Source organism: Variovorax sp. ISS6, from assembly GCF_056523145.1.
Genome location: NZ_JAWRZC010000001.1, coordinates 4,333,722 through 4,355,843, shown reverse-complemented (window position 1 = coordinate 4,355,843; position 22,122 = coordinate 4,333,722). Strand labels below are relative to the sequence as shown.

24 protein-coding genes are annotated in these 22,122 nt (G+C 69.6%); 15 read left to right on the top strand and 9 right to left on the bottom strand.

The window, feature by feature from the left end; translation table 11 throughout:
• Positions 1–138: 138 nt before the first annotated feature.
• Positions 139–1,275 (bottom strand): iron-containing alcohol dehydrogenase, encoded by a 1,137-nt coding sequence (locus tag AC1HIL_RS20325; protein WP_296731406.1) that lies wholly within the window; start codon positions 1,273–1,275, stop codon positions 139–141.
• Positions 1,276–1,414: 139 nt separating this feature from the next.
• On the opposite strand from AC1HIL_RS20325, the gene AC1HIL_RS20320 reads away from it, so the two are divergent.
• Complete coding sequence (locus tag AC1HIL_RS20320; RefSeq protein WP_296731401.1) at positions 1,415–2,377, top strand: alpha/beta hydrolase; 963 nt, start codon at positions 1,415–1,417, stop codon at positions 2,375–2,377.
• 33 nt (positions 2,378–2,410) lie between these two features.
• Positions 2,411–3,271 carry a YbgC/FadM family acyl-CoA thioesterase gene (locus tag AC1HIL_RS20315; RefSeq protein WP_261205728.1) on the top strand — a complete coding sequence of 287 codons (861 nt, stop codon included), beginning with the start codon at positions 2,411–2,413 and terminating at the stop codon, positions 3,269–3,271.
• Positions 3,272–3,278: 7 nt separating this feature from the next.
• Here AC1HIL_RS20315 and AC1HIL_RS20310 read toward each other — a convergent pair whose 3' ends face one another.
• Positions 3,279–4,187, bottom strand: coding sequence for a hypothetical protein (locus tag AC1HIL_RS20310; protein WP_479669869.1), 909 nt, complete (start codon positions 4,185–4,187; stop codon positions 3,279–3,281).
• Between the two features lie 215 nt (positions 4,188–4,402).
• Entirely contained in the window at positions 4,403–5,335 is a 933-nt protein-coding gene (ygfZ, locus tag AC1HIL_RS20305) for a CAF17-like 4Fe-4S cluster assembly/insertion protein YgfZ (protein ID WP_479669868.1), read from the bottom strand.
• A gap of 159 nt (positions 5,336–5,494) precedes the next feature.
• On the opposite strand from ygfZ, the gene mltG reads away from it, so the two are divergent.
• The 7 genes from mltG (at position 5,495) to AC1HIL_RS20270 (ending at position 10,522) form a co-directional block, all read left to right on the top strand.
• Positions 5,495–6,517 (top strand): endolytic transglycosylase MltG, encoded by a 1,023-nt coding sequence (mltG, locus tag AC1HIL_RS20300; protein ID WP_261205732.1) that lies wholly within the window; start codon positions 5,495–5,497, stop codon positions 6,515–6,517.
• Entirely contained in the window at positions 6,514–7,176 is a 663-nt protein-coding gene (gene tmk / locus AC1HIL_RS20295; protein ID WP_057590252.1) for a dTMP kinase, read from the top strand. Before mltG ends, tmk begins: the two co-directional genes overlap by 4 nt.
• Positions 7,173–8,186 carry a DNA polymerase III subunit delta' gene (locus AC1HIL_RS20290; protein WP_479669867.1) on the top strand — a complete coding sequence of 338 codons (1,014 nt, stop codon included), beginning with the start codon at positions 7,173–7,175 and terminating at the stop codon, positions 8,184–8,186. Before tmk ends, AC1HIL_RS20290 begins: the two co-directional genes overlap by 4 nt.
• On the top strand, positions 8,183–8,599 hold the full coding sequence (locus AC1HIL_RS20285) for a PilZ domain-containing protein (protein ID WP_479669866.1): 417 nt from the start codon (positions 8,183–8,185) through the stop codon (positions 8,597–8,599). The genes AC1HIL_RS20290 and AC1HIL_RS20285 overlap by 4 nt, the downstream gene beginning before the upstream one ends.
• A gap of 74 nt (positions 8,600–8,673) precedes the next feature.
• Positions 8,674–9,480 carry a TatD family hydrolase gene (locus tag AC1HIL_RS20280; protein WP_057590249.1) on the top strand — a complete coding sequence of 269 codons (807 nt, stop codon included), beginning with the start codon at positions 8,674–8,676 and terminating at the stop codon, positions 9,478–9,480.
• A complete protein-coding gene (locus tag AC1HIL_RS20275) occupies positions 9,480–10,145 on the top strand; it encodes an ankyrin repeat domain-containing protein (RefSeq protein WP_413763536.1) in 666 nt (221 codons plus the stop codon). The genes AC1HIL_RS20280 and AC1HIL_RS20275 overlap by 1 nt, the downstream gene beginning before the upstream one ends.
• Before the next feature lie 161 nt (positions 10,146–10,306).
• Entirely contained in the window at positions 10,307–10,522 is a 216-nt protein-coding gene (locus tag AC1HIL_RS20270) for a hypothetical protein (RefSeq protein ID WP_057590247.1), read from the top strand.
• A 258-nt stretch (positions 10,523–10,780) separates the two neighbouring features.
• Here AC1HIL_RS20270 and AC1HIL_RS20265 read toward each other — a convergent pair whose 3' ends face one another.
• Positions 10,781–11,305 (bottom strand): hypothetical protein, encoded by a 525-nt coding sequence (locus AC1HIL_RS20265; RefSeq protein WP_479669865.1) that lies wholly within the window; start codon positions 11,303–11,305, stop codon positions 10,781–10,783.
• 41 nt (positions 11,306–11,346) lie between these two features.
• A complete protein-coding gene (locus tag AC1HIL_RS20260) occupies positions 11,347–11,979 on the bottom strand; it encodes a hypothetical protein (RefSeq protein WP_479669864.1) in 633 nt (210 codons plus the stop codon).
• A 390-nt stretch (positions 11,980–12,369) separates the two neighbouring features.
• Here AC1HIL_RS20260 and AC1HIL_RS20255 point away from each other — a divergent pair, with 390 nt between their 5' ends.
• From AC1HIL_RS20255 to AC1HIL_RS20230, 6 genes are all read left to right on the top strand, one after another.
• Positions 12,370–12,822: a hypothetical protein gene (locus AC1HIL_RS20255; RefSeq protein ID WP_057590246.1), complete on the top strand. Its 453-nt coding sequence runs from the start codon at positions 12,370–12,372 to the stop codon at positions 12,820–12,822.
• A 148-nt stretch (positions 12,823–12,970) separates the two neighbouring features.
• Entirely contained in the window at positions 12,971–13,564 is a 594-nt protein-coding gene (locus AC1HIL_RS20250; protein ID WP_296733324.1) for a phosphatase PAP2 family protein, read from the top strand.
• A 74-nt stretch (positions 13,565–13,638) separates the two neighbouring features.
• A complete protein-coding gene (locus AC1HIL_RS20245) occupies positions 13,639–14,925 on the top strand; it encodes an acyl-CoA dehydrogenase family protein (protein ID WP_296733327.1) in 1,287 nt (428 codons plus the stop codon).
• 172 nt (positions 14,926–15,097) lie between these two features.
• Positions 15,098–16,210 carry an ABC transporter permease gene (locus tag AC1HIL_RS20240; RefSeq protein WP_082321572.1) on the top strand — a complete coding sequence of 371 codons (1,113 nt, stop codon included), beginning with the start codon at positions 15,098–15,100 and terminating at the stop codon, positions 16,208–16,210.
• On the top strand, positions 16,204–17,010 hold the full coding sequence (locus AC1HIL_RS20235; RefSeq protein ID WP_422097055.1) for an ABC transporter ATP-binding protein: 807 nt from the start codon (positions 16,204–16,206) through the stop codon (positions 17,008–17,010). Before AC1HIL_RS20240 ends, AC1HIL_RS20235 begins: the two co-directional genes overlap by 7 nt.
• A 25-nt stretch (positions 17,011–17,035) precedes the next feature.
• Positions 17,036–18,217, top strand: a complete 1,182-nt coding sequence (locus tag AC1HIL_RS20230; RefSeq protein WP_479669863.1) for a c-type cytochrome — start codon at positions 17,036–17,038, stop codon at positions 18,215–18,217.
• 17 nt (positions 18,218–18,234) lie between these two features.
• On the opposite strand, the gene AC1HIL_RS20225 is transcribed toward AC1HIL_RS20230, so the two are convergent.
• The 4 genes from AC1HIL_RS20225 to AC1HIL_RS20210 all read right to left on the bottom strand — a co-directional run bounded on the left by AC1HIL_RS20225 (position 18,235) and on the right by AC1HIL_RS20210 (position 22,000).
• Complete coding sequence (locus AC1HIL_RS20225) at positions 18,235–18,435, bottom strand: hypothetical protein (protein WP_057607172.1); 201 nt, start codon at positions 18,433–18,435, stop codon at positions 18,235–18,237.
• A 102-nt stretch (positions 18,436–18,537) separates the two neighbouring features.
• Positions 18,538–19,578 carry an L-glyceraldehyde 3-phosphate reductase gene (mgrA, locus tag AC1HIL_RS20220; RefSeq protein WP_479669862.1) on the bottom strand — a complete coding sequence of 347 codons (1,041 nt, stop codon included), beginning with the start codon at positions 19,576–19,578 and terminating at the stop codon, positions 18,538–18,540.
• A 110-nt stretch (positions 19,579–19,688) separates the two neighbouring features.
• Positions 19,689–21,344, bottom strand: a complete 1,656-nt coding sequence (locus AC1HIL_RS20215; protein ID WP_479669861.1) for an acyl-CoA dehydrogenase family protein — start codon at positions 21,342–21,344, stop codon at positions 19,689–19,691.
• Complete coding sequence (locus AC1HIL_RS20210) at positions 21,341–22,000, bottom strand: TetR/AcrR family transcriptional regulator (protein ID WP_413763544.1); 660 nt, start codon at positions 21,998–22,000, stop codon at positions 21,341–21,343. Before AC1HIL_RS20210 ends, AC1HIL_RS20215 begins: the two co-directional genes overlap by 4 nt.
• Positions 22,001–22,122 lie beyond the last annotated feature (122 nt).

The window sequence follows — 22,122 nt, the reverse complement described above, 5'->3', positions numbered from 1 at the left end:
CCGGCGGGTGCGGGTCGTCGAGGCCAGTCTAGGAAGCCCTCATGTCATCGACATGACGCGATGGTGCATGCGACGCGCTAAGACCGCGCGCTTAAGACGAACTGTTTATAAGGCCGGGCCAAGCGCCACGGCCCGGCCTCACATCGAGGCTTCGAGCATCGCGCGGTAGTCGTCGCGCGTGGCCAGCCGCGGGTTGGTCTTGTGGCAGTGGTCGGCCATCGCGCCGTCGATGATCTGCTCGAACAGCGCGGGCGTCACGCCCACTTCGGCCAGGCCCTTGGGCAGGCCCAGGCGCGCGTTCATGTCGCGGATCGCATCGCCGAGGTCGCCGGCCGAATCGAGGTGCATGGCCTGCGCCATGCGCTGCAGCCGCTGCTCCTTCTGCACCGACTCGGCGCCGGCGTTGAAGTGGATCACCGCGGGCAGGAACAGCGCGTTGAGCGTGCCGTGGTGCAGGCGCGGGTCGACGCCGCCGAGGCTGTGGCTCAGCGAGTGCACGCAGCCCAGGCCCTTCTGGAACGCCATCGCGCCCTGCATCGAGGCGCTCATGAGGTTCAGGCGCGCCTCGCGGTCGCTGCCGTCCCTGGTGGCGCGCTCGATGTGGCCCCAGGCGCGCTCGAGCCCGTCGAGGCCGATGCCGTCGGCCGGCGGGTTGAAGGCGGCCGACATGAAGGTCTCCATGCAGTGCGCGATCGCGTCCATGCCGGTGGCGGCGGTCAGGCGCGGCGGCAGGCCGAGCGTGAGCTCGGGGTCGCAGATCGCGGCCTTGGGCATCAGGAACCAGCTGTGGAAGCCGAGCTTTCGGTGGTCGTCGACGATCACGATCGCGCCGCGCGCGACCTCGCTGCCGGTGCCGCTGGTGGTGGGCACCGCGATCAGCGGCACCACGCGCTCGGTGATCTTCGGCGAACCGCCCTCGATGGTGGCGTAGGTCTTGAGCGGGCCCTCGTGCGTGGCCGCGATCGCCACGCCCTTGGCGCAGTCGATGGCCGAGCCGCCGCCCACGGCGATCAGGCCGTCGCAGCGGCCGCTGCGGTAGAGCTCGACGGCCGCGCGCACGGCGGCCTCGGTCGGGTTGGACGGGGTCTGGTCGAAGATCGTGACCTCGAGGTCGGCGATGGCGTCGATCGCCTTCTGCAGGATGCCGGCCGCGCGCACGCCGGCGTCGGTCACGATCAGCGGGCGGTTGATGCCGATGCGCGCGCACTCGCTCGACAGCAGCTTCACCGCGCCGAATTCGAACTGGATCTGGGTCAGGTATTGGATGAGGGCCATGGGGTGGGGGAGGGGTTCTCGAGCTGGCAGGCAAGTACGATGGCGGACCATCGAATCTACCAACAGGCAGGCAGCTTGCCCACGAAGAAAACCCTCGACGCTGTCGCACTCGGCACAGCGCTCGTTGGCTTCCCATGACATGACGACGAATCCCCCCGTACCTTTTTCCCCTCCGCTGACCGCCAGGATGGCCAGCGTGGTCGAGCGCATGGCGCGCGCCGGCCACCCTTCGCTCGACCAGCTCACGCCCGAGGAGGCCAAGGCCTCGTACGAGCGCGGCGCGGGCGTGCTCGAGGTGCCCAAGCCCGAGCTCGCGCGCATCGAGGACTTCGAGATCGCCGCGCGCGACGGCCACGCGATCCCCGCGCGGCTCTACGCGCCCTCGGCCGAGGTGCTGCCGGTGCTCGTGTACTTCCACGGCGGCGGCTTCACGGTCGGCAACATCCGCACCCACGACACGCTGTGCCGCGTGCTCAGCAGGAAGAGCGGCTGCGCGGTGGTGTCGGTCGATTACCGGCTCGCGCCCGCGCACAAGTTCCCGACCGCTTCCGACGATGCCTGGGACGCCTTCGCCTTCGTCGCGCGCCAGGGCGCGAGCCTGGGCCTCGATCCCGCGCGGCTCGCGGTCGGCGGCGACAGCGCGGGCGGCACGCTGGCCGCGGTCTGCGCGATCCTCGCGCGCGACGCGGGCCTGCCGCTCGCGCTGCAGCTGCTGATCTACCCCGGCATGACCGGCCACCAGGACACCGAGTCGCACCGCCGCTACGCCCAGGGTCCGCTGCTGACCAAGGCCCTGATCGACTACTTCTTCGGCCAGTACGTGCGCAGCCCGGCCGACCGCGACGACTGGCGCTTCGCGCCGCTGATCGCCGACGACGTGGACGACGTGGCACCGGCCTGGATCGCGCTGGCCGAGTGCGACCCGGTGGTCGACGAGGGCATCGCCTATGCCGACAAGCTGCGCGCCGCGGGCGTGCCGGTCGACCTCGAGATCTACCGCGGCGTGATCCACGAGTTCCTCAAGATGGGCCGCGCGGTGCCCGAGGCGCTGCAGGCGCAGGACGACGCGGCGAAGGCGCTGCGCGAGGCGCTGCGGCCCTGACGATCCGATTTCTTTTCCCTGGAGACAACAAGAATGCAACGCAGTGATTTCCGTTTCTTCCACCGCCTGCGCGTGCGCTGGGCCGAAGTCGACATGCAGAAGATCGTCTTCAACGCGCACTACCTGATGTACTTCGACACCGCCATCGCCGACTACTGGCGCGCGCTCGCGCTGCCCTACGAGGAAGCGATGCATTCGCTGGGCGGCGATCTCTACGTGCGCAAGGCGACCATCGACTTCCGCGCCTCGGCGCGCATGGACGACGTGATCGACGTGGGCATGCGCTGCGCGCGCATCGGCACCTCGTCGATGACCTTCGAGGGCGGGCTGTTCCGCCAGGGCGAATTCCTGGTCGGCTGCGAGCTGGTCTACGTGTTCGCGGACCCGGCCACGCAGACCTCGAAGCCGGTGCCGGCCTCGTTGCGCGCGATCCTCGAGGGCTTCGAGGCCGGCGAGACGATGCGGGCCATCGACACCGGAGACTGGGCCACGCTCGGCGAAGGCGCGGCGGCGCTGCGGCGCGCGGTCTTCATCGAGGAGCAGAAGGTGCCCGAGGCGATGGAGTGGGACGAGCACGACGCGGCCGTGCCGCACGTGGTGGTGCGCAACCGGCTCGGCCAGGCGATCGCCACCGGCCGGCTGCTGCCGGCGCGGGACGGCCGCTCGATGATCGGCCGCATCGCGGTGCATCGCGCGCTGCGCAGCGGCGGCCACGGCGTGGCGGTGGTGCAGGCGCTCGAGGCCGCGGCCCGGGCGCGCGGCGATGCGGAGATCGCGCTCCATGCGCAGCGCAGCGCCGAGCGCTTTTACGAACGGCTCGGCTATGCGGTGCATGGCGAGCCCTTCGTCGAGGCCGACATCCCGCACATCGAGATGCGGCGCACGCTGCGTTGAGCGTCGCTCAGTAGCGCGGCGGCGGATCGGGCACGTAGCCCGCCTCGGATGCGGGGAACGGCGACGGTCCCGCGGGACGCGGCCAGCGCGGTGCCGGGCTGGCCGGGATCACGCCCGCGGCAACGAGGTTCTCGCGGCTGTCGTAGCGGATGCGCACCACCTCGTCGGGCGAGGAACGCAGGCGCTCGAAGGTGGTGTGGCCGACGTACGAGGTCTCGCGGCGGCCATGGCCGGTGCCCAGGCTGGGCGCGGGCTGGCTGCGCGACTGGGCCATGGCGGAGGATTCCCCGGGCGCCGCGCTGTCGGCCGAGGCCGAGGCCGAGGGTGCCATCGACTTGTTGCGGGCCTCGAGTTCGCCGCGCGGCGCCGATTCCTCGCGGCTGTAGCCGTCGCGGCGTGGGAACGGCATCGGCACGGGCGGTGGCGGTGGTGCCACGCGCTCGCGGAACACCGCGACGCCGATCACACCGACCTCGTCGGGGCGGCCGGTGCGGCTCGCGTACGAATTGCCGTTGGCCGTGAACTCGAAGGCCGCGATCTGCGAATCGCTCTTGCGCCAGCCCGCGATGTCGGCGCGCTCGCCGCCCGAGAGCACGTAGCCGTTCTGCTGCACGCCCGCGGTTTCGCCGGTCAGCACGTTGACGCCGTCGACCGACATCACGGTCATGAGCCGCTCGCTCATGCGGTTGCGCAGGCGCACGGCATAGCGCGCGCCGGGACGCCCGGCCACCCAGTACTCGCCGTTGGCGCGGTAGACGGGCAGCTCGCGGCCGGTGGCGCGGTCGACCACGCTGACTTCCATCAGGCCGCCGAGGCGGTCGACGGGCGAGGGCGGCAGATAGGGGCGTGCCGGGGTCTGGGTGCAGGCCGAGAGCGCGGCCAGCGCGAGGGCGGTGGAGAAGAATCTGCGGTTCATGGAGGTCTCTCTTTCCTTGCCGGAAGTGGTCGGTGCAGGCTTCTACGGCGCACCGGCGGCAACGGGGTCAAGAAAGGCGCACAAAAAAAGGCGCTATCTGAAAGATAGCGCCTTGCGCCCGAACGACGGGCGTTGGAAGCCCAAAACGCCTCACTGATTGGGCTTCAAGCTGCAGCGCGGGGCCGGTGGTCGGCGCCCGGTGCTGTTCGGAGAACTCAGATATCTTCGAGCAGCGGATAAGGCAAAGGTTCCACACTCAGCGCCGGGCCGCTGGCCGAGGCCGCATGCAGGCCGCCGGCCTCGAGCGCCGCGATCTGCATCGAGATCAGCGCGGCCCAGCCGCCATCGGGCGCCGGCGCGGCCTGCGCGACCGTGCCCACGGGCTGTTCGGCATCGCTGGCGGCAAAGACTTCCTGGCCGGCCGCGACCTCGCCGTCGGCCTTCACGAGGTAGGTGCGGCGCTTGAGCGTGCCGCGGAACTGGCTGCGCGCCACCACTTCCTGGCCGGGGTAGCAGCCCTTCTTGAAGTTGACGCCGCCCACCGATTCGTAATTGATCATCTGCGGCACGAAGGCCTCGACCACCGGCGTGGTGAGCGTGACGATGCCGCTGCGCACCTCGCTCCACGACCACAGGGCCGGATCGAGCGCGGCGCCTTGCGGCGCGGCGCTGCCGGCCGGGGCCAGCCAGAGCGCGCGCGGCACGCCGTCGGCCGGGTACAGGGAGATGGCGCTGCCGCCCTCGATGCCTTCGATCGCACGGCGCTGGCCGGGCGCGGCGGAAGCGTCGATGCCGTTGGCCGCGAGCGCGGTGCCCGCGAGGCCGACCAGCGCGAATTGCTCGGTCGCGTCGCTGAGCTTGGCCTTGGCGCGCAGCACGTACATCGACAACCGCTTGAGCGTGGCGGCCAGGATGTCGCGGCTGCAGACCAGCAGCACCAGCTCGGGCTGCGGGCGGATGCCGATGAAGCTCGCGATGACGCGGCCCTTGGCGGTGCACAGCGCCGCCAGGCGGGCCTCGGCGGCGCCGAGCAGGGAGAAATCCTGGGTCAGTTGGCCATGCAGGAAGGCTGCGGCATCGGGGCCCTCGGCACGGATCACGCCCAGATGGGCGAGGGGCGCAACGCCATTGAGAACGACTGTGGTCATCGCTGAATTATCATGGCCGGGCCCGATTCGTCGGGACCGCGTGGACGGCAGCCTTTCTTCTTGCAGGGCCACCGCCTTGTCCGGTCGCTCCTTTCGCGTCCGCCCCGCTCGGCCCCTTTCATCGCCTCCTTCTTCTTCTTCCGCTTGTCCATCGGATCCGTGCGCCGCTTCTTCCTCACGATCTTCCTGCTCGCTGCCCTGGCCGCGCTGGCCGCCGGTGCCGGCGGACTCTGGTGGGTGCACCAGCCGCTCAAGCTGCCGGCGCCCAACGTCGACCTGTCGGTCGAGCCCGGCACCACGCCGCGCGGCATCGCCCAGGCCGTGGCCGATGCCGGCGTGGCGGTCGACCCGCAGCTGCTCTACCTGTGGTTCCGCATCTCGGGCCAGGACCGGCAGATGCGCGCCGGCAGCTACGAGCTCGACCGCGGCGTGACGCCCAAGCTGCTGCTCAACATCCTGGTGCGCGGTGAGGAAGCCACGCGCAGCCTGGTGCTGGTGGAGGGCTGGAACATCCGCCAGGTGCGCGCGGCGCTCGCCAAGGCCGAGCAGCTCAAGCCCGACAGCGTGGGCCTGAGCGACGAGGCGCTGATGGAAAAGCTGGGCCGCCCCGGCCAGCATCCCGAAGGCCGCTTCTTCCCCGATACCTACACCTATTCGAAGGGCTCGACCGACATCGCGCTGCTGCAGCGCGCCATGCGCGCCATGGACAAGAAGCTCGAGGCCGCCTGGGCCGCGCGCGCGAGCAACCTGCCGCTGCAATCGGCCGAGCAGGCGCTGATCCTCGCGAGCATCGTCGAGAAGGAGACCGGCAAGGCGGCCGACCGGGCCGAGATCGCCGCCGTCTTCAACAACCGGCTGCGCATCGGCATGCCGCTGCAGACCGACCCGACCGTGATCTACGGCATGGGCACCGCCTTCGACGGCAACCTGCGCAAGCGGGACCTGCAGACCGACACGCCCTGGAACACCTACATGCGCAACGGCCTGCCACCCACGCCGATCTCGATGCCCGGCAAAGCCGCGCTGCTGGCGGCCGTGCAGCCGGCGCAGAGCAAGTCGCTGTACTTCGTGTCGCGCGGCGACGGCACCAGCCAGTTCAGCACATCGCTCGACGACCACAACCGTGCCGTCAACCGCTACCAGCGCGGCGGCGGCACCCCTGCGACGAAGGCGGCCCAATGAACGCTGGCGGACTCTTTCTCACGCTCGAGGGCATCGACGGGGCCGGCAAGTCCAGCCACCTCGATGCCTTGCAGGCGCTCTTCGAGGGCCGGGGCCGCGCGGTCACGCGCACGCGCGAACCGGGCGGCACGCCGCTGGCCGAGACGCTGCGCACGCTGATCCTCGAGCAGCCGATGGACCCGCTGACCGAGTCGCTGCTGGTGTTCGCGGCGCGGCGCGACCACATCGCGCAGGTGATCGAGCCGGCCTTGGCGCGCGGCGACGTGGTGCTGTGCGACCGCTTCACCGACGCCACCTTCGCCTACCAGGGCGGCGGCCGCGGCTTCGACACCGAGGTGCTGTCCACGCTCGAGCGCTGGGCGCAGGCCGGACGCGGCGGGCAATCCGAGGTGGCCCTGCTGCAGCCGCATATCACGCTGTGGTTCGATCTCGCGCCCGAGATCGCGGCCCAGCGCCTGGCCGGCGCGCGCGTGCCCGACAAGTTCGAGGCCCAGCCGGTCGAGTTCTTCCGCAAGGTCGCGCAGGGCTATGCCGATCGCGCTGCCGCCGATGCGGCGCGCTTCGTGCGCATCGATGCGGGCCAGAGCCGCGACCAGGTCTGGCAACAGGTCGAGGCGGCGCTGGTGGCGCGCGGCCTGGCCGGGGAGGGACGCGCATGACCGCGGCGGAACTGTCGCCCTGGCTGCGCCAGCCGCTGGTCGAACTGCTGCGCCAGCGCGGTCACGCCTGGCTGCTGCAGGGGCCCTCGGGCCTGGGCCAATACGACCTGGCACTCGCGCTGGCCTCGGCCTGGCTCTGCGAGCAGCCGACGGAGGAGGGCGCCGCCTGCGGCCATTGCCCGAGCTGCCACGCCATCGAGGTGCGTACCCATGCCGACCTCTGCGTGCTGATGCCCGAGGTGGCGATGCAGGAACTGGACTGGCCGCTCGACGAGAAGGCCCAGGCCGACATCGACGACAAGAAGCGCAAGGCCAGCCGCGAGATCCGCGTCGAGGCGATGCGCGACGCGGTCGGTTTCGCCCAGCGCACCAGCGCACGCGGCCGCGGCAAGGTGGTGCTGGTCTATCCGGCCGAGCGCATGAACACCATCACCGCCAATGCGCTGCTCAAGACGCTCGAGGAGCCCGTGGGCGACGTGCGTTTCGTGCTCGCGAGCGAGGCCGCCTGGCAGCTGCTGCCGACCATCCGCAGCCGCTGCCTCGGCTTCACCTTGCCCTGGCCCGACATGCAACAGGCCGAAGCCTGGCTTGCGGCGCTGGACGTTCCGGCGGCGGATGCCGCGGCCCTGCTGCGCGCGGCCGGCGGACGCCCGAGCGATGCCCTGCGGCTCGCGCGCGCCGGCCAGTCGCCCAAGGCCTGGGCGCTGCTGCCCAAGGCCGTGCTGCGCGGCGACGTCGGCGCGCTGGCCGACCAGGCGCCGGCCCAGGCGGTCGGTGCCTTGCAGAAGCTCTGCCACGACCTGATGGCCGTCGGCAATGGCGCCGCGCCGCGTTTCTTCGAACCCGGCGACCTGCCGGCCGCGCCCTCGCGGCTCGCGCTGGCGCGCTGGTCGAAATCGCTGGCCGCGTCGGCCCGGACCGCGGAACATCCGTTCAATGCAGGACTCATGCTGGAAGCGCTCGTGAGCGAAGCGCGCAGCACCCTCAACTCAGCCGCTCGCCGCCCATGAACCAACCCGCAGCCCCGTCCGCCAACTCCGCAGCAGCCGCTGCCGCCGCCAACGCCGCGGGTGGCGCCACGCCGCACCGGCCGAGCGTCATCCAGCTCGCCATCAAGGAGAAGGGGGCGCTCTATGCGGCCTACATCCCGCTGTTCTCCGAGGGCGGCATCTTCATTCCGACCTCGCGCGAATACCGGCTCGGCGACGACGTCTATGTGCTTCTGACCCTGCCCGAGGACCCGCAACGCTATCCGGTGGCCGGCAAGGTCGCCTGGATCACGCCGGCACGCGCGGCCGGCAGCCGGGCGCCCGGCGTGGGCATCCGCTTTCCGTCCGACGAGAAATCGCGCCAGCTCAAGGCGCGCATCGAGGCCGCGCTGGGCGGCTCGATGGCTTCCGACCGGCCCACGCAGACGATCTGACATCGGCGGCGATCCGGCCGCCTTTTGCGCTCGCCAGTTTTCCCGGCTTCCTTCGTTTCCTCAGATTCCTGGCGATGTTCACCGACTCCCACTGCCACCTGACCTTTCCCGAATTCGCCGACCAGATGGATGCGGTACGCGCCGCCATGGACGCCGCCCAGGTCGACCGGGCCCTGTGCATCTGCACCCGGCTCGAGGAGTTCGACGAGGTGCAGGCGCTGGCCGCGCGCTACGACAACTTCTGGGCCAGCGTGGGCGTGCATCCGGACACGGAAGACACGCTGGAGCCCAGCGTCGACGACCTCGTGCGCCTGGCCGCGCGGCCCCGCGTGGTGGCGATCGGCGAGACCGGCCTCGACTACTACCAGATGGAAGAACGCAAGGGCGGCCGCAGCATCGCCGACCTCGAATGGCAGCGCGAGCGCTTCCGCGTGCACATCCGCGCCGCCCGGCAGACCGGCAAGCCGCTGGTGATCCACACGCGCGAAGCCTCGGCCGACACCATCGCGATCCTCAAGGAGGAGGGCGAGGACGGCTCCGCGGGCGCGGCCGGCGGCGTGTTCCACTGCTTCACCGAAACCGCCGAGGTGGCGCGCGCCGCGCTGGATCTCGGCTTCTACATATCCTTCTCGGGCATCCTGACCTTCAAGAAGGCGCAGGATCTGCGCGACGTGGCGGCCTTCGTGCCGCTCGAGCGCATGCTGATCGAGACCGACAGCCCCTACCTCGCGCCGGTGCCGTACCGGGGCAAGACCAACACGCCGGCCTACGTGCCGTACGTGGCGCGGCAGATCGCCGAGCTGCGGCAGTTGCCGCTCGAGGCCGTGGCCCGGGCGACCAGCGACAACTTCGAAACACTGTTCAAGGGGGTTCGACAATGATGAAGAAAAACTTCAAGAAGCTCGTCTATCTATCTGTTTTTTCTGCGATTTTTTCTGCGCACGCAGGTTCCTTCGAAGATTTTTTCCGGGCCGTGCGCGCCGACAACCCCAGCGGCGTTCGCAGCCTGCTGCAGCGAGGCTTCGATCCGAACACACGCGACGAACGCGGCCAGACCGGCCTGCTGATCGCGCTGCGCGAGCCGTCGCCGAAAGTGATCCAGGTGCTGCTGGAATCGCCGCAGACCAATGTCGAGCTGCGCAACGCCAAGGACGAGAGCCCGCTGATGCTCGCGGCGATCAAGGGACAGCAGGAGCTCGTCACCCAGCTCATCAAGCGCGACGCCGACATCAACAAGCCCGGCTGGACGCCGCTGCACTATGCGGCGACCGGCGGGCACGTGGCGATCATGAAGCAGTTGCTCGACAACTTCGCCTTCATCGACGCGCAGTCGCCCAACGGCACCACGCCGCTGATGATGGCCGCGATGTACGGCTCGACCGATGCGGTGAAGCTGCTTTTGGCCGAGGGCGCCGACGTGACGATGAAGAACCAGCTCGGCATGACCGCCGTCGACTTCGCCAACCGCGCCAATCGGTCCGAAGCCGCGGGGCTGATCGCGGCGGCTTCAGCGGCGAAAGCGGTGCCAAAAGACGGAAAATGGTAAGAATTTACTAATAAATTAGTAGTTTTCGATGCTGGCACCATGAAAGCGTGATTTATTACCGGCTCCGTCAAGTGTCCGGATGATGAAGTTTGTATTTTTTGGAAACAGGCGCGGACAGAATGAGGGCTTCATCGAAGCCCTTTTTTCTGCCCGGAACATCCATGCAATTCACCCTCCAGCAGCTCGGTGGCGGCGCCTTGGCATGGCAGATGTCCTTGCTCGCAGCCATCCTGATCGCCGGCACGCTCGTGGGCTGGCTCCTGTACCTGGTCATCAAGGCCGGTGTCCGCGATGGCATGAGCGAGGCGCTGCGTCGGCGCCGGCGGTTCCGGCGGGCGGAACTGACGACTGACGGCGGGTTGGACGCGCGGGACTGAAGTTGAGCGCCAGGAGCCGATGGCCAGGAGGCCCTGGCTTTGGATCCGGTCCAGCATGCGGTGCGGACCCCATGGCCGCGTAAATCGCGCCCCATTGCCTTTCTCGATAATCCGCACAATGTGCATTATTGATCAATTTCTTTTTCACTGAATTTCCTTCAATTAAACGCCAAAGGAATACCGTTTTGCAAGACGCGAATTGCCTCCCGACCAGCGCAAGCAATAAGCCACGCGAGAATTAGCCAGGGCAAGGAACCGTCATTCAATTCGGGCTCCGTTTTGCAGGGGCGCTTCGCCCCCTCCCTCCGCTTCGCTACGGCCCCCGAATAACCAGGCCGAGGCCAGGTCCGGTTTGATTTCAATAGATGCAGGGGGACAAGGTTCGGACGCGACCTCCGGGACCGCCTTCGGCTTCGGCGGCCGGCGCACCCTGGGAGGTGGCTGGGGCGGCTCAGCTGGAGACTGGTCGAGGACACCGAACCGCGGGTACTGATGCCGCCAGTAGTCGGGCACGTCAGCCAACATGCGATCGGCCACCTGGTCGAAGTGCTCGGCGCGGATCCCGTGCCCCTCACGAGATGCCTTCGCAGCTACAAGGACCTCGAATGCCTCGATGAGCGCGTCACCGAAGTGCTCGGGCTCAGTCTCAGGGTCACGGCACTGCCAGGAGGCCGCGCGGAAGGCCTTGGTGACGAGATCCCTGGCCTGAGCTGCAGTGATCCAGTCCCAGGGCTGGGGAAGCTGCTGCAGGCCCTTGGCACGACGTTGCTGGAGCTGGCGCATGCGCAGAGCACCAGGGGAGGGGGTTGGAGTGGCAGGGCGGCTCATTCTTCGCCTCCTCGCGGGAACCTGGACAGCGAGTTGAACCAGCGGCCATAGGGTGCCGTCGACAGCGGAACGAAGCTGCCAGCACTGGATGCAACAACAGTCTTTTTGCCATCATCGAAGCGATGGCCGGTTTTGACAGGTCCGGTCGGAATCTCACGGGTGAGACTTGCCTGAGGTGTTACTAGCACCTCAGGCCTGGCCGAGGTCACCTGGACCGCCGACCAGGTCTGTGTCTCATGAGTGAGACTAAAGTGAAGTGTTACTGGCACTTCACCTGGGCCGAGAGCCAGCGGCGCGCCCAGCGCCTTCGTACCTCCGTCGCCCGGCGCGCCGCCTGCTCGAGCACGCTCGAGTAGCTGCGCCAGCTCATCCACCTTGAGCTCGAGCTTGGACTTCGACCGCACCAGGTCATCGAACTGGCTAGCCTTGCGCACCAGGATCGTCCACCAGCTCGCATCGCTCGGAGCGAAGCCCAGACCCTCAGGAGACCAGAGCTTGCCGCTATGCATCGACCAGCCAGCCCAAGGACCTGGCAGCTCGAACCAGCGCAGGATCCGCAGCAGCTTGTAGGCTGCATAGGGAATTGCCGTGCGACCTGAATACCATGCATAGACGGTGCGCTCGGTCACCTGAAGAAGGCTCGCAACCTCTGGAATTTTCAAACCAGCGTCGGAGCACAGATGACGAAATCGCTCGGCAATAGCTGCCCGAGCCTCAGTGCCTTTTTTGGACGGTCCTCGACCAGGTCGATGAACTAGACAATGTGCATTATGTAAAATCACCTGGCAGAGAAAAGGCGCCCGGCGCAAAGCCGGGCGCTCAAGAACCTGCCGCTGTCACGGCAGGTGCCCCAAGCCAGGGAGGAGGAGTCGCTCGGGACACGCGGATGCTGAACCTCCAGGATTTCTCGCCGTGTCGGACGGCGCCGATAGTTCAGGACCTTCGGAAATGGCTCGAAGTCCCGAGAAGTTCTGCGAGTACTCATATTCCGTTCATATTTGCTGCCTAGCATCCGCCGCATGTTGCTGGCCAGGTTCCGCCGATGGGTCGACGCGCACCGATGCATCGGGTGCGCCATCGGTCTTTGGCTGGTGCTGCTGCATCCCTTCATCTCGGCGCACTTCCACAACGACGGCCTCGAGGACGAGCCCGGCCTCAAGGTGCGCAACGCCGGCGAGACGGTGCGCTTCGAACCCGACGAACGCGCCGGCCATGCGGACAGCCTCGAGACCACCATGTTCGCGCAGGCCTCCTGCTGCACCCCCATGGTCAATGCCTTGAGCACGGCGTTCGACGGCTTCATGGGCCTGGTGCTCGCGCTGCTGCCGTTGACCATCGCCGTGGCCGCCACCGGACTGCCCGGCGTTCGCCATGGACCGTGGCGTCGCACCAGCGCGCGGAGTGGGGCGCCTCCCCTGCCCCGCCCCTGGCTGCGCCTGCCGCCGACCACGGCACCGCCGTCGTTCGCCTGACACGGTCTGGCGGCCTTTCCGCGCCGCACCCATCGCTTCTGTCGCCCCGTACGGCAGGGCCATTTCACTTCGCCCCACGAGACTCATTCATGTCCTTCGACCGCGCGCGCGCCGTCTTCGTCCCATTTCGTCCGTTCAGGGAGGCTCCGTGAACGAATTCCACCTCGACCTGCTGCGCTGGCTCGCCGCCGGCACCCAGCCCACGCCCTGGGTGTTGTCGATCGCGATCGGGCTCGCCCTCGGCGGCGCATGGCTTTCCGCCGCCATCATCGGTGCCGCCGCCTGGCGCCGGCCCGGCAACTGGACCTACGCCTTCTTCGTGCTCGCGGGCGCCGGGCTCACCGCCATGCTGTGCCAGGACATCGCCGCGCGCATCAACATGCCGCGCCCCTTCATCATGGGCCTGGTGCCGGCCTACATATCGCACGGTGCCAGCGCCGCGCTGCCGAGCACGCATGCGTCGGTGATGTTCATGGTGGCCTTTGCCTTCCTCGCGCGGCCGGCGCTGCGCACCGCGGGCGTCGCGCTGTTCGTGGTCGCAGCCGCCACGGGCTGGGCGCGCATCCACGTCGGTGTGCATTTCCCGCTCGACATCGCGGCCGGGCTGATGTTCGGTGCGCTCATGGCGGGCCTGCTGGGTGCTGCCTGGTGGATGCTGGAACTCGGCACGCGGCGACTCGTCGGCCGCATGCCGAGCCTGTCGGGCAAGCGCTGGCCGACGATGCCGAGGTCGCGCGCCTGAAGTCCCGCGGCGCATAAGAAAACTCGAAAAGCGCATTTCCCAATCGAAGGGCGCGACTGCAAAGTCGTCGCCCCATGGAATCCCTCACGCATCCGCCGCGCACCGCGCCCGGCAACCCATCGCCCGCCGCCGAGTCGCCGCGCGCCCCGCAACCGCCCTCGTACGATCAGCTCGCCGATCGCTTCCGCCCGATCTTCGCGCGCATCGCCCAAGGCGCGGTGCAGCGCGAGAACGAACGCCTGCTGGCCCATGACGCCGTGGCCTGGCTGGCCCAGGCCGGCTTCGGTGCGCTGCGCGTGCCGGTCGCCCAAGGCGGTCTCGGCGCCTCGGTCGAGCAGTTCTTCGACCTGCTGATCGAACTCGGCGAGGCCGACTCCAACCTGCCGCAGATCCTGCGCGCCCATTTCGGCTTCATCGAGCGCCTGTTCGCCGAGATCGATCCCGCGCTGCACGGTCCCTGGCTGCGGCTCGCGGCCGACGGCGTGATCTTCGGCAACGCCACCACCGAACTCGGCGAAGGCCCGCTCGGCCAGATGCAGACCACGCTGCGCCGCGACGGCGACGGCTGGCGCCTCGAGGGCGACAAGTACTACAGCACCGGCACCCTCTACGCCGAATGGATCGCGGTCTCGGCGCAGCGCCACAACGACGACGGCAGCAACGACCGCGTGATCGCGCTGGTGCCCTCCGGCGCGCCGGGCGTGGAGCGCGTCGACGACTGGCGCGGTTTCGGCCAGCGACTGAGCGCCTCGGGCACCACGCGCTTTCGCAACGTGCGCGTCGACCCGGCGCACGTGCTGCTCTACGTGCGCGACCAGCCCACGCCGCTGACCGCGCAGTTCCAGCTCACGCACCTCGCCACCCTGGCCGGCATCGCGCGAGCCATCGTGCGCGACGCGGTCGACTTCGTGCGGCCGCGCAAGCGCGTCTACAGCCACGGCAGCGGCAGCACGCCGCGCGAGGATCCGCTGGTGCAGCAGGTCGTCGGCCAGCTCGCCAGCACGGCCTTCGTCGCGAGCTCGACGGTGCAGGCGGTGGCACGCACGCTGGGCGAGATCGACCGCCGGCGCCAGCGCGGCGAAGCGATCCCCGAGCAGTTGCTGTTCCAGGTCGAGCTCGAGACCGCCAAGGCGCAAGCCGGCATCGTCGACGCGGTGCTGCAGGCCGGCACGCGGCTGTTCGACGTGGGCGGTGCCTCGGCGCTGCAGGAGGACATCCGGCTCGACCGCCACTGGCGCAACGCGCGCACGCTGGCCTCGCACAACCCGACCATCTACAAGGGCCGCGTGGTCGGCGACCACCTGCTCAACGGCGCGCGGCCTACCTTCTACTGGGCCGTGGGCGCGAACGTCTCGTCCTGAAGGCCCCGGCGGCGACATGCCGCAGCCGACGAATCCGCATATCCATGCGTGCATTCATTCGTTGGCCGGGAAGGGTGCAGCGCCAACACTCGCCCTTCCCTTCCTCATCCTCCGGCGGAGCAATTCCCATGACCCTCTTCGACGATCAACCTGCCATCGGGAGCGCCCAGGCATGACCTCGGCCGATCACGCACTCGACGTGTCCGGCGTGCTGAACGCGCCGGAGTTCCGCGGCCCCGCCGCGGCTCCCCAGCCTCGCGCGCCGCGCCCGCCCGCACCGGTGGCCACCGATGCCGCCACCGTGCTCGCGCGCCGGCACGCGCTGCCGCCGGGTCTCTGGCGCACCGGCGTGCTGGCCGCCGCGGCCTGGCTGGCGCTGGGCCTGCTCACGCTGCTGTGGCCCAACAAGCCGATCGGCTTCAGCGACTGGAATTTCACCGAGGAATTCGGCTACGCCACGCTGGCGGTCGCCGCCGTGTTCCTCGTCATCGCGCTGCTCGGCCCGCGTGCCGGCCGCGTCGCGCGCACGCTGCGTCCCGCCGGCCAGTGGCTGGTGGCCTCGGCGCTGGTGCTCGCGCTGTGGGAGATCGCCACCGCCAAGCTCGCCGTGCTGCCCTCCCCCTTCTTCGCGCCGCCGCAGAGCCTGATCGACGTGCTGCACGAGGACTGGCAGCGCCTGGGCCTGTCCACCGCCTACTCGCTGCGCCTGCTGGCCAACGGTTTCGTGATCGGCGCGCTGGTCGGCTTCGTCACCGGCGTGGCGGTCGGCTGGTCGCGCATCGCGGGCTACTGGGTGCATCCGCTGCTGCGCTTCCTCGGCCCGGTGCCCGCCTCGGCGCTGCTGCCGCTGGCCTTCTTCTTCGCGCCCTCGAGCTACGTGGCCGCGGTGTTCCTGGTCGGCCTCGCCACCTTCTTCCCGGTCGCGGTGCTGACCTGGTCGGGCGTTGCCTCGGTCGGCAAGAGCTACTACGACGTGGCGCGCACGCTGGGCGCCTCCGAGCGCTTCCTGGTGCTGCGCGTGGCCATCCCGGCCGCGCTGCCGCAGGTCTTCGTGGGCCTGTTCATGGGCCTGGGCGCCTCGTTCTCGGTGCTGATCACGGCCGAGATGATGGGCGTGAAGGCCGGCCTCGGCTGGTACCTGCAGTGGGCCCAGGGCTGGGCCTCCTACGCCAACATGTATGCCGCGCTGCTGGTGATGGCCGCGCTGTGCTCGGGCCTGATCACCTTGCTGTTCAAGGTGCGCGACCGCGTGCTGTCGTGGCAGAAGGGAACCGTCAAATGGTAGGCGCCGTCCTCTCCCACGCCGTCGAGACAGGCGCTGCCGCCCACACCGGCGCGCTGATCGACATCCACGGCGTGAGCCACTGGTTCGAAGTGCCCACGGGCGTGCTGCAGGTGCTCGACGACATCGACCTGCAGGTGCGCCCCGGCGAGTTCGTCGCGCTGCTCGGCCCGAGCGGCTGCGGCAAGTCGACGCTGCTGCGCCTGGTGGCCGGCCTCGAGCCCGCGACCACGGGACGCATCACGCAGAACGGCGAGGCCATCGAGAAGCCCGATCCCTCGCGCATCGTGGTGTTCCAGGACCCCACCTTGTTCCCGTGGCGCAGCGTCTGGGACAACGTGGCGCTGGGCCTGCAGGCGCGCGGCGTGCTCGACGCGCAGCGCGGCCGGGTCGACGAGGCGCTGCAGCGCGTCGGCCTCACCGAGTTCGCGAAGGCCTATCCGCATCAACTGTCGGGTGGCATGGCGCAGCGCGTGGCGCTGGCGCGCGCGCTGGTCAACGACCCGCAGCTGCTGGTGCTCGACGAGCCGCTGGGCAAGCTCGATTCGCTCACGCGCATCGCGATGCAGAGCGAGCTCGTGAACCTCTGGCAGCGCGACGGCTTCTCGGCGCTGCTGGTCACGCACGACGTCGAGGAGGCGCTGTTCCTGGCCAACCGCGTGATCGTGCTGAGCGACCGGCCGGCGCGCATCGCGGCCGAACTGGTGGTGGACCTGCCCTACCCGCGCCATCGCGGCGATCCGCGCCTGGCCGAGCTGCGGCACGAGGCGCTGCGCCACCTGGGTCTGGACGCGACCTGGTGAGGCAGGCCTTCGAGGCGCGGGCGCGATGAACGCGCTGCCCGATGCGGCCTGGCTCAATCTGCTGATCGAGGCGCTGCAGACCCTGCAGTTGCAACTGCTGCGGCTGCTCGATGCGCTGGGCCTGGTTGCGCATGCGCACGGACAGCCCGCGTGGCCCTGGGCCGAGCGGCTGTCGGGCGAGAACCTGCTGATCGACCTGGGCCAGGCGCGCCGGCTCGGCGTCAGTGTCGTGCTGCTGGGACTGTCTCTGCTCGTGCTGGTCGTGGCGCTGCTGTGGCGACGGCGCCGGATCTGGCTGCTGGGCGCCGCGGTGCTGCCCGTGGTGCTGGCACCCTGGCCCGATGCCCACGTGGTCCTCGTGCCCGCGCACCCCACGAGCTTTCAACAACATGCGACGGGCTTCAGCGCCGAATCGATCGCGCGCGGCCGCATGCTCTATGCACAGGACTGCGTGGCCTGCCACGGCAGCGACGGACGCGGCCAGGGGCCGTTGGCCGCGTCGCAGCCCGTGTGGCCGCCGAATCTCGCCGGACCGCTGCTCTGGCGCCGCGCCGATGGCGACCTGCTGTGGCGCGTGCTGCACGGCACGCGGGATCGCCATGGCGCGCAGACCATGCCGGGCTTTCAAGGCCGATTGAGCGAAAGCGACGCCTGGGCCCTGATCGACTTCATGAAGGCCCAGGCCGCCGGCGAAAGCCTGCGCGTGGCGGGCGTCTGGGCCCAGCCCGTGAGCCCGCCCGACATGGCGGTGCGTTGCGACGGCAAGCCGGTGCGCATGCTCAGCAGCTGGCGCGGCCAGCGCCTGCGGATCGTGGCCACCGGCGATAACGCAAGTGCGTTGCTCGAGGATCCGCGGCTGGTGACGGTGCTGCTCGAGCCGCGTCCCGGCCTCGCGTCGAATGCGCACGAGCGAAGCATCGCCTGCGTGGCCGACTCTCCGGCGGCGTGGGAGGCCTTCTCGCTGATCGCCGCCACCGAGAAGCTCGAAGGCACGCAACTGCTGGTCGACCGCCAGGGCTGGCTGCGCGCGCGCGGCGAGCCCGGCAAGAGTGCCTGGAGCGACGACGACCTGCTGTGCCGTGCGGAGACCGCTTCAGGAACAACGACCGTCCCGGCGGCCGCGGCCGCGGCCGATGGCCTCGGCGCGCTGATCGCGCGCATGGATGCGCAGCCGGTGCGCTTCGTGAAAGGCGGCTTCGTGCATTGACGGCATGGCGCCGTCGCTCACCACGAATGCATCAGCACCGCGGGCCGCAGCGCCGCCATGGCCTGAAGCCGGCGCAATGCGCGGCGCGGCACATGGCCGTAGGCCGCGCGGCGCGCGATCGCATGGGCCGATGCGGGCGGGACGGTCCAGGCCTCGGCGGTGCGCGAGATGACGAGCTGGGCCTGTGCGGCCACGGAGTGATAGGTGCGCTGGGGCATGAGGAACTCGAAACGGAACGCCCCCATTCTGCGCAGCCCGTGCGGCAGCTCAAAGACGGATTGCGAGTTACCTGATGCGCTCCGTGATCCCCGGCCCTGCGCTCAGGCGAAGTCGGTCGACGGTTTTTCCCAGAGGTTCACGCCGCCCTCGACCGCGTGCCGATCGATCTCGGCCAGCTCTTCGGCGCTCAGCGGCGCGCCCCGGAGCACGGCCACGTTGTCGACGATCTGCTCGGGCCGGCTCGCGCCGATCAGCGCCGAACTCACGCGCGGATCGCGCAGGGTCCAGCTCAGCGCGAGCTGGGCCAGCGACTGGCCGCGGCGTTGCGCGATCGCGTTCAGCGCGCGCGCACGCTCGATGTTGGCATCCGACAGATGCTCGGGCTTCAGCGAGCCGCCGCCCGGGCGGTTGATGCGTGCATCGGCCGGCACGCCCTGCAGGTACTTGTCGGTCAGCAGGCCCTGCGCCAGCGGCGTGAAAGCGATCACGCCGGCACCGAGTTCCTCGGTGGCGCCGAGCAGGTCCTTCTCGATCCAGCGGTTGAACAGGTTGTAGGCCGGCTGATGGATCAGCAGCGGCACCTTCCATTCGCGCAGCAGCGCGGCCATCTCGCGCGTCTTGCCGGCCGAGTACGAGGAGATGCCGATGTACAGCGCCTTGCCCTGCTGCACGGCCTGGGCCAGCGCGGAGGCGGTTTCCTCCAGCGGCGTGTGCGGATCGAAGCGGTGCGAATAGAAGATGTCGACGTAGTCGAGGCCCATGCGCTGCAGGCTCTGGTCGAGGCTGGCCAGCACGTATTTGCGCGAGCCGCCACCCTGCCCATAGGGGCCGGGCCACATGTCCCAGCCGGCCTTGCTCGAGATGATCAGTTCGTCGCGGTAGGGCTTGAAGTCCTCGCGCAGCAGGCGGCCGAAATTGGTCTCGGCGCTGCCGTAGGGCGGGCCGTAGTTGTTGGCGAGGTCGAAGTGGTTGATGCCGAGGTCGAAGGCGGTGCGCAGCAGTTGGCGCTGGGTGGCGATCGGCGTGGTGTCGCCGAAGTTGTGCCACAGGCCCAGCGAGATGGCGGGCAGCACGAGGCCGCTGCGGCCCACCTTGCGGTAGGGCATGGATTCGTAGCGCGTGGAGGCGGCGAGGTAGGTCATGGGCGATGGAAGAACGCGAAGAGAAAGAGAAAGGCGCCATGTCGGCGCCGGTACTTCGCGTTCGAGGATAGCGGCAATCGCGTCGACGCGCAGGCCGCCGATCCGCTGCGTTACGACGCCTCGGCCGTGTCGCGCCCGAAGGCCAGCGCCGCGAGTTCCTCGTCCGAGGCGGGCAGCACCGGCGGCACCAGCGCGTCCTGCAGGAACAGCCGCAATGCGGTCCATCCCGAGCCGTCGGCCTTGCGCGCCTGGCGCCATGCGGCCGCCTCGAGCAGCAGCACCGATTGATAGGTGCGCGCCATGCCCCAGGCCAGGCGCCGGCCATCGCTCTCCTGCGCGCGCGGCATCAGCTCCGCGAGCGTGCGTCGCGCATGCACGATCGCATCGGGCGCGCGCGTGCCATGGCCCGCGAGCGCCGAGAGCCGTTGGTCGATGTCGGCGAGAAAGGCCTCGCCCGCCTCGGGCGCGCGCAGCGCACGCAGCACGTCGTGCGCGAGCACCGAGGTCGTGCCCTCCCAGATGCAATGCACGTGCAGGTTGCGCAGCACGCGCGGGATGCCCGTGTCCTCCACATAGCCCGCGCCGCCGAAGCTCTCGACCAGCTCGCTCGCGGCCCAGATGCTCTGGCGCGCGCAGGCCAGCTTGGTCAGCGGCGCCAGCAGCCGTGCCAGGCCGGACGCGCCGGTGCCGCGCTCGTGGCGATTGAGCGCGAGCGCGGTCTCGAAGTTGAGCGCCAGCATCGCCTCGTACTCGGCCGTGATGCGCGCGATCCACTGCGCATGCAGCGGCTTCTCGGCGAGCATCTGGCCGAACACGCGGCGCCGGCTCGCGTAGTCGCGCGCCAGCATCAGCAGATGGCCCACGCCCGCCGGGCCGCCCCACGAGGCCCACAGTCGCGCGACGTTGAGCAGGTCGCCGATCTTCGCGACACCGCGATCGATGCCGCCGACCGGCACCGCGACCGTGCCTTCGAGCTCGAGCTCCGCGGTCGGCAGGGCGCGCGTGCCGAGCTTGTCCTTCAGGCGCCGCACGGCGATGTGGTTCCAGCTGCCGTCGGGGCGGCGCAGCTCGACCAGGAACAGCGACAGCCCGCGGCTGCCCGGTACCGCGTCCTCGGGCCGCGCGAGCGCGAGCGCCATCTGCGAGGTGGTGGCCGAGGTGAACCACTTGGTGCCGTGCAGCGACCAGGTGCCGTCGCCACGCGGGCGTGCGACGGTCGAGGTCTGGCCGACATCGGAGCCGCCCTCCTTCTCGGTCATCCACTGGCCCGAGGTCCAGCCGCCCTGCCGCGCCGTGAGCTTCGGCCGGTAGCGCGCGGCCAGCGCTTCGTCGTGCAGCGTGAGCAGGCGCGCGGCGCCATCGGTCATCACCAGCGGACACGAGGCCACCGCGCCCGCGCCGTCGTACAGGTTCACGAGGCCGGCCTGCACCACGCGCGTGAACTCGCCGTAGGGGTTCTCGTAGGGCAGCGCGACCAGGCCCTCCTCGAGGCCGATGTCGACCAGGCGATGCCAGGCCGGATCGACCTCGATGCGATCGACGCGCCGACCCCAGGCATCGAAGGGCTCGTGGCGCGGCACGTTGAGCTCCGCCGTCGCGGCCAATGCGGGAATCTCCTGCATCGCGCGCTCGCCCATGCGCTGGAGCAGCGGGGTCGCGTCGGCGAAGACCTCGGCGGGCAGCAGGCGTTCGAGCGTGTGGTGCAGAGTGCGGTCGCTCGCGAAGCGGTTCGACGGCTCGGGATGGGGCTGGATGAAGTCGGTCATGGTGTCTCCTTGGCCGAAGGCGGGACGGGTGCCTTCTTTGTGCGCGCGGTGTGGTCGAGCACCGCGGCCAGGCACAACGCGACGATGTCTTCCACCACGCGCTGCGCCGCGCGCTTGGACAGCACGCCGAGCGCGAGCGGGCCGATCATGGCTTCGGCCAGCGCGCCGACGATCGCCGCGGCGCTGGTGTGCGCGTTCTGCGCGCGGAACTCGCGGCTGTCGATGCCGTCCTCGATCACCGTCACGAAGATCGCGCGATAGGGTTCGCGAAAGCGCAGCCGGTCCTCGTCGATCTGCGGCGCCACCGGTTCGGCCAGCAGGGCCCACGCGAGCTTGGGCCGCTTGAGCGCGCGGTGCGCGAAGGTGCGGATGATCGCGGCCAATCGCTCGCCGGCACCGCTTTCGGAGGCGGCCGCGGCGGCGCAGGCGTCGATCTCGCGTTGCGAGGCCTGGCGGAACACCTCGTCGAACAGGTCGGTCTTCGACGGGAAGTACTGGTAGAGCAAGCCGGTCGAGACCTCGGCCGTGGCCGCGACCATCGGCATGGTGGTGCCGCCGTAGCCATGGGTGGCCACGAGTTCGAGCGCGGCCAGCACGATGCGCTCGCGCGTGAGCGTCATGCGCTCCTCGACTTTGGATGTGCGTCGGTAGGTCACGCGAAGAATTGAATCACAGTTCATTTCTTATTGCAATTGCACTCCGGCTCCCTATACTTCGACGCCTCGGCCGCATCGCAACGATCGCGCCGCCGGCGGCCACGGCGTCCAGTTCAACCACC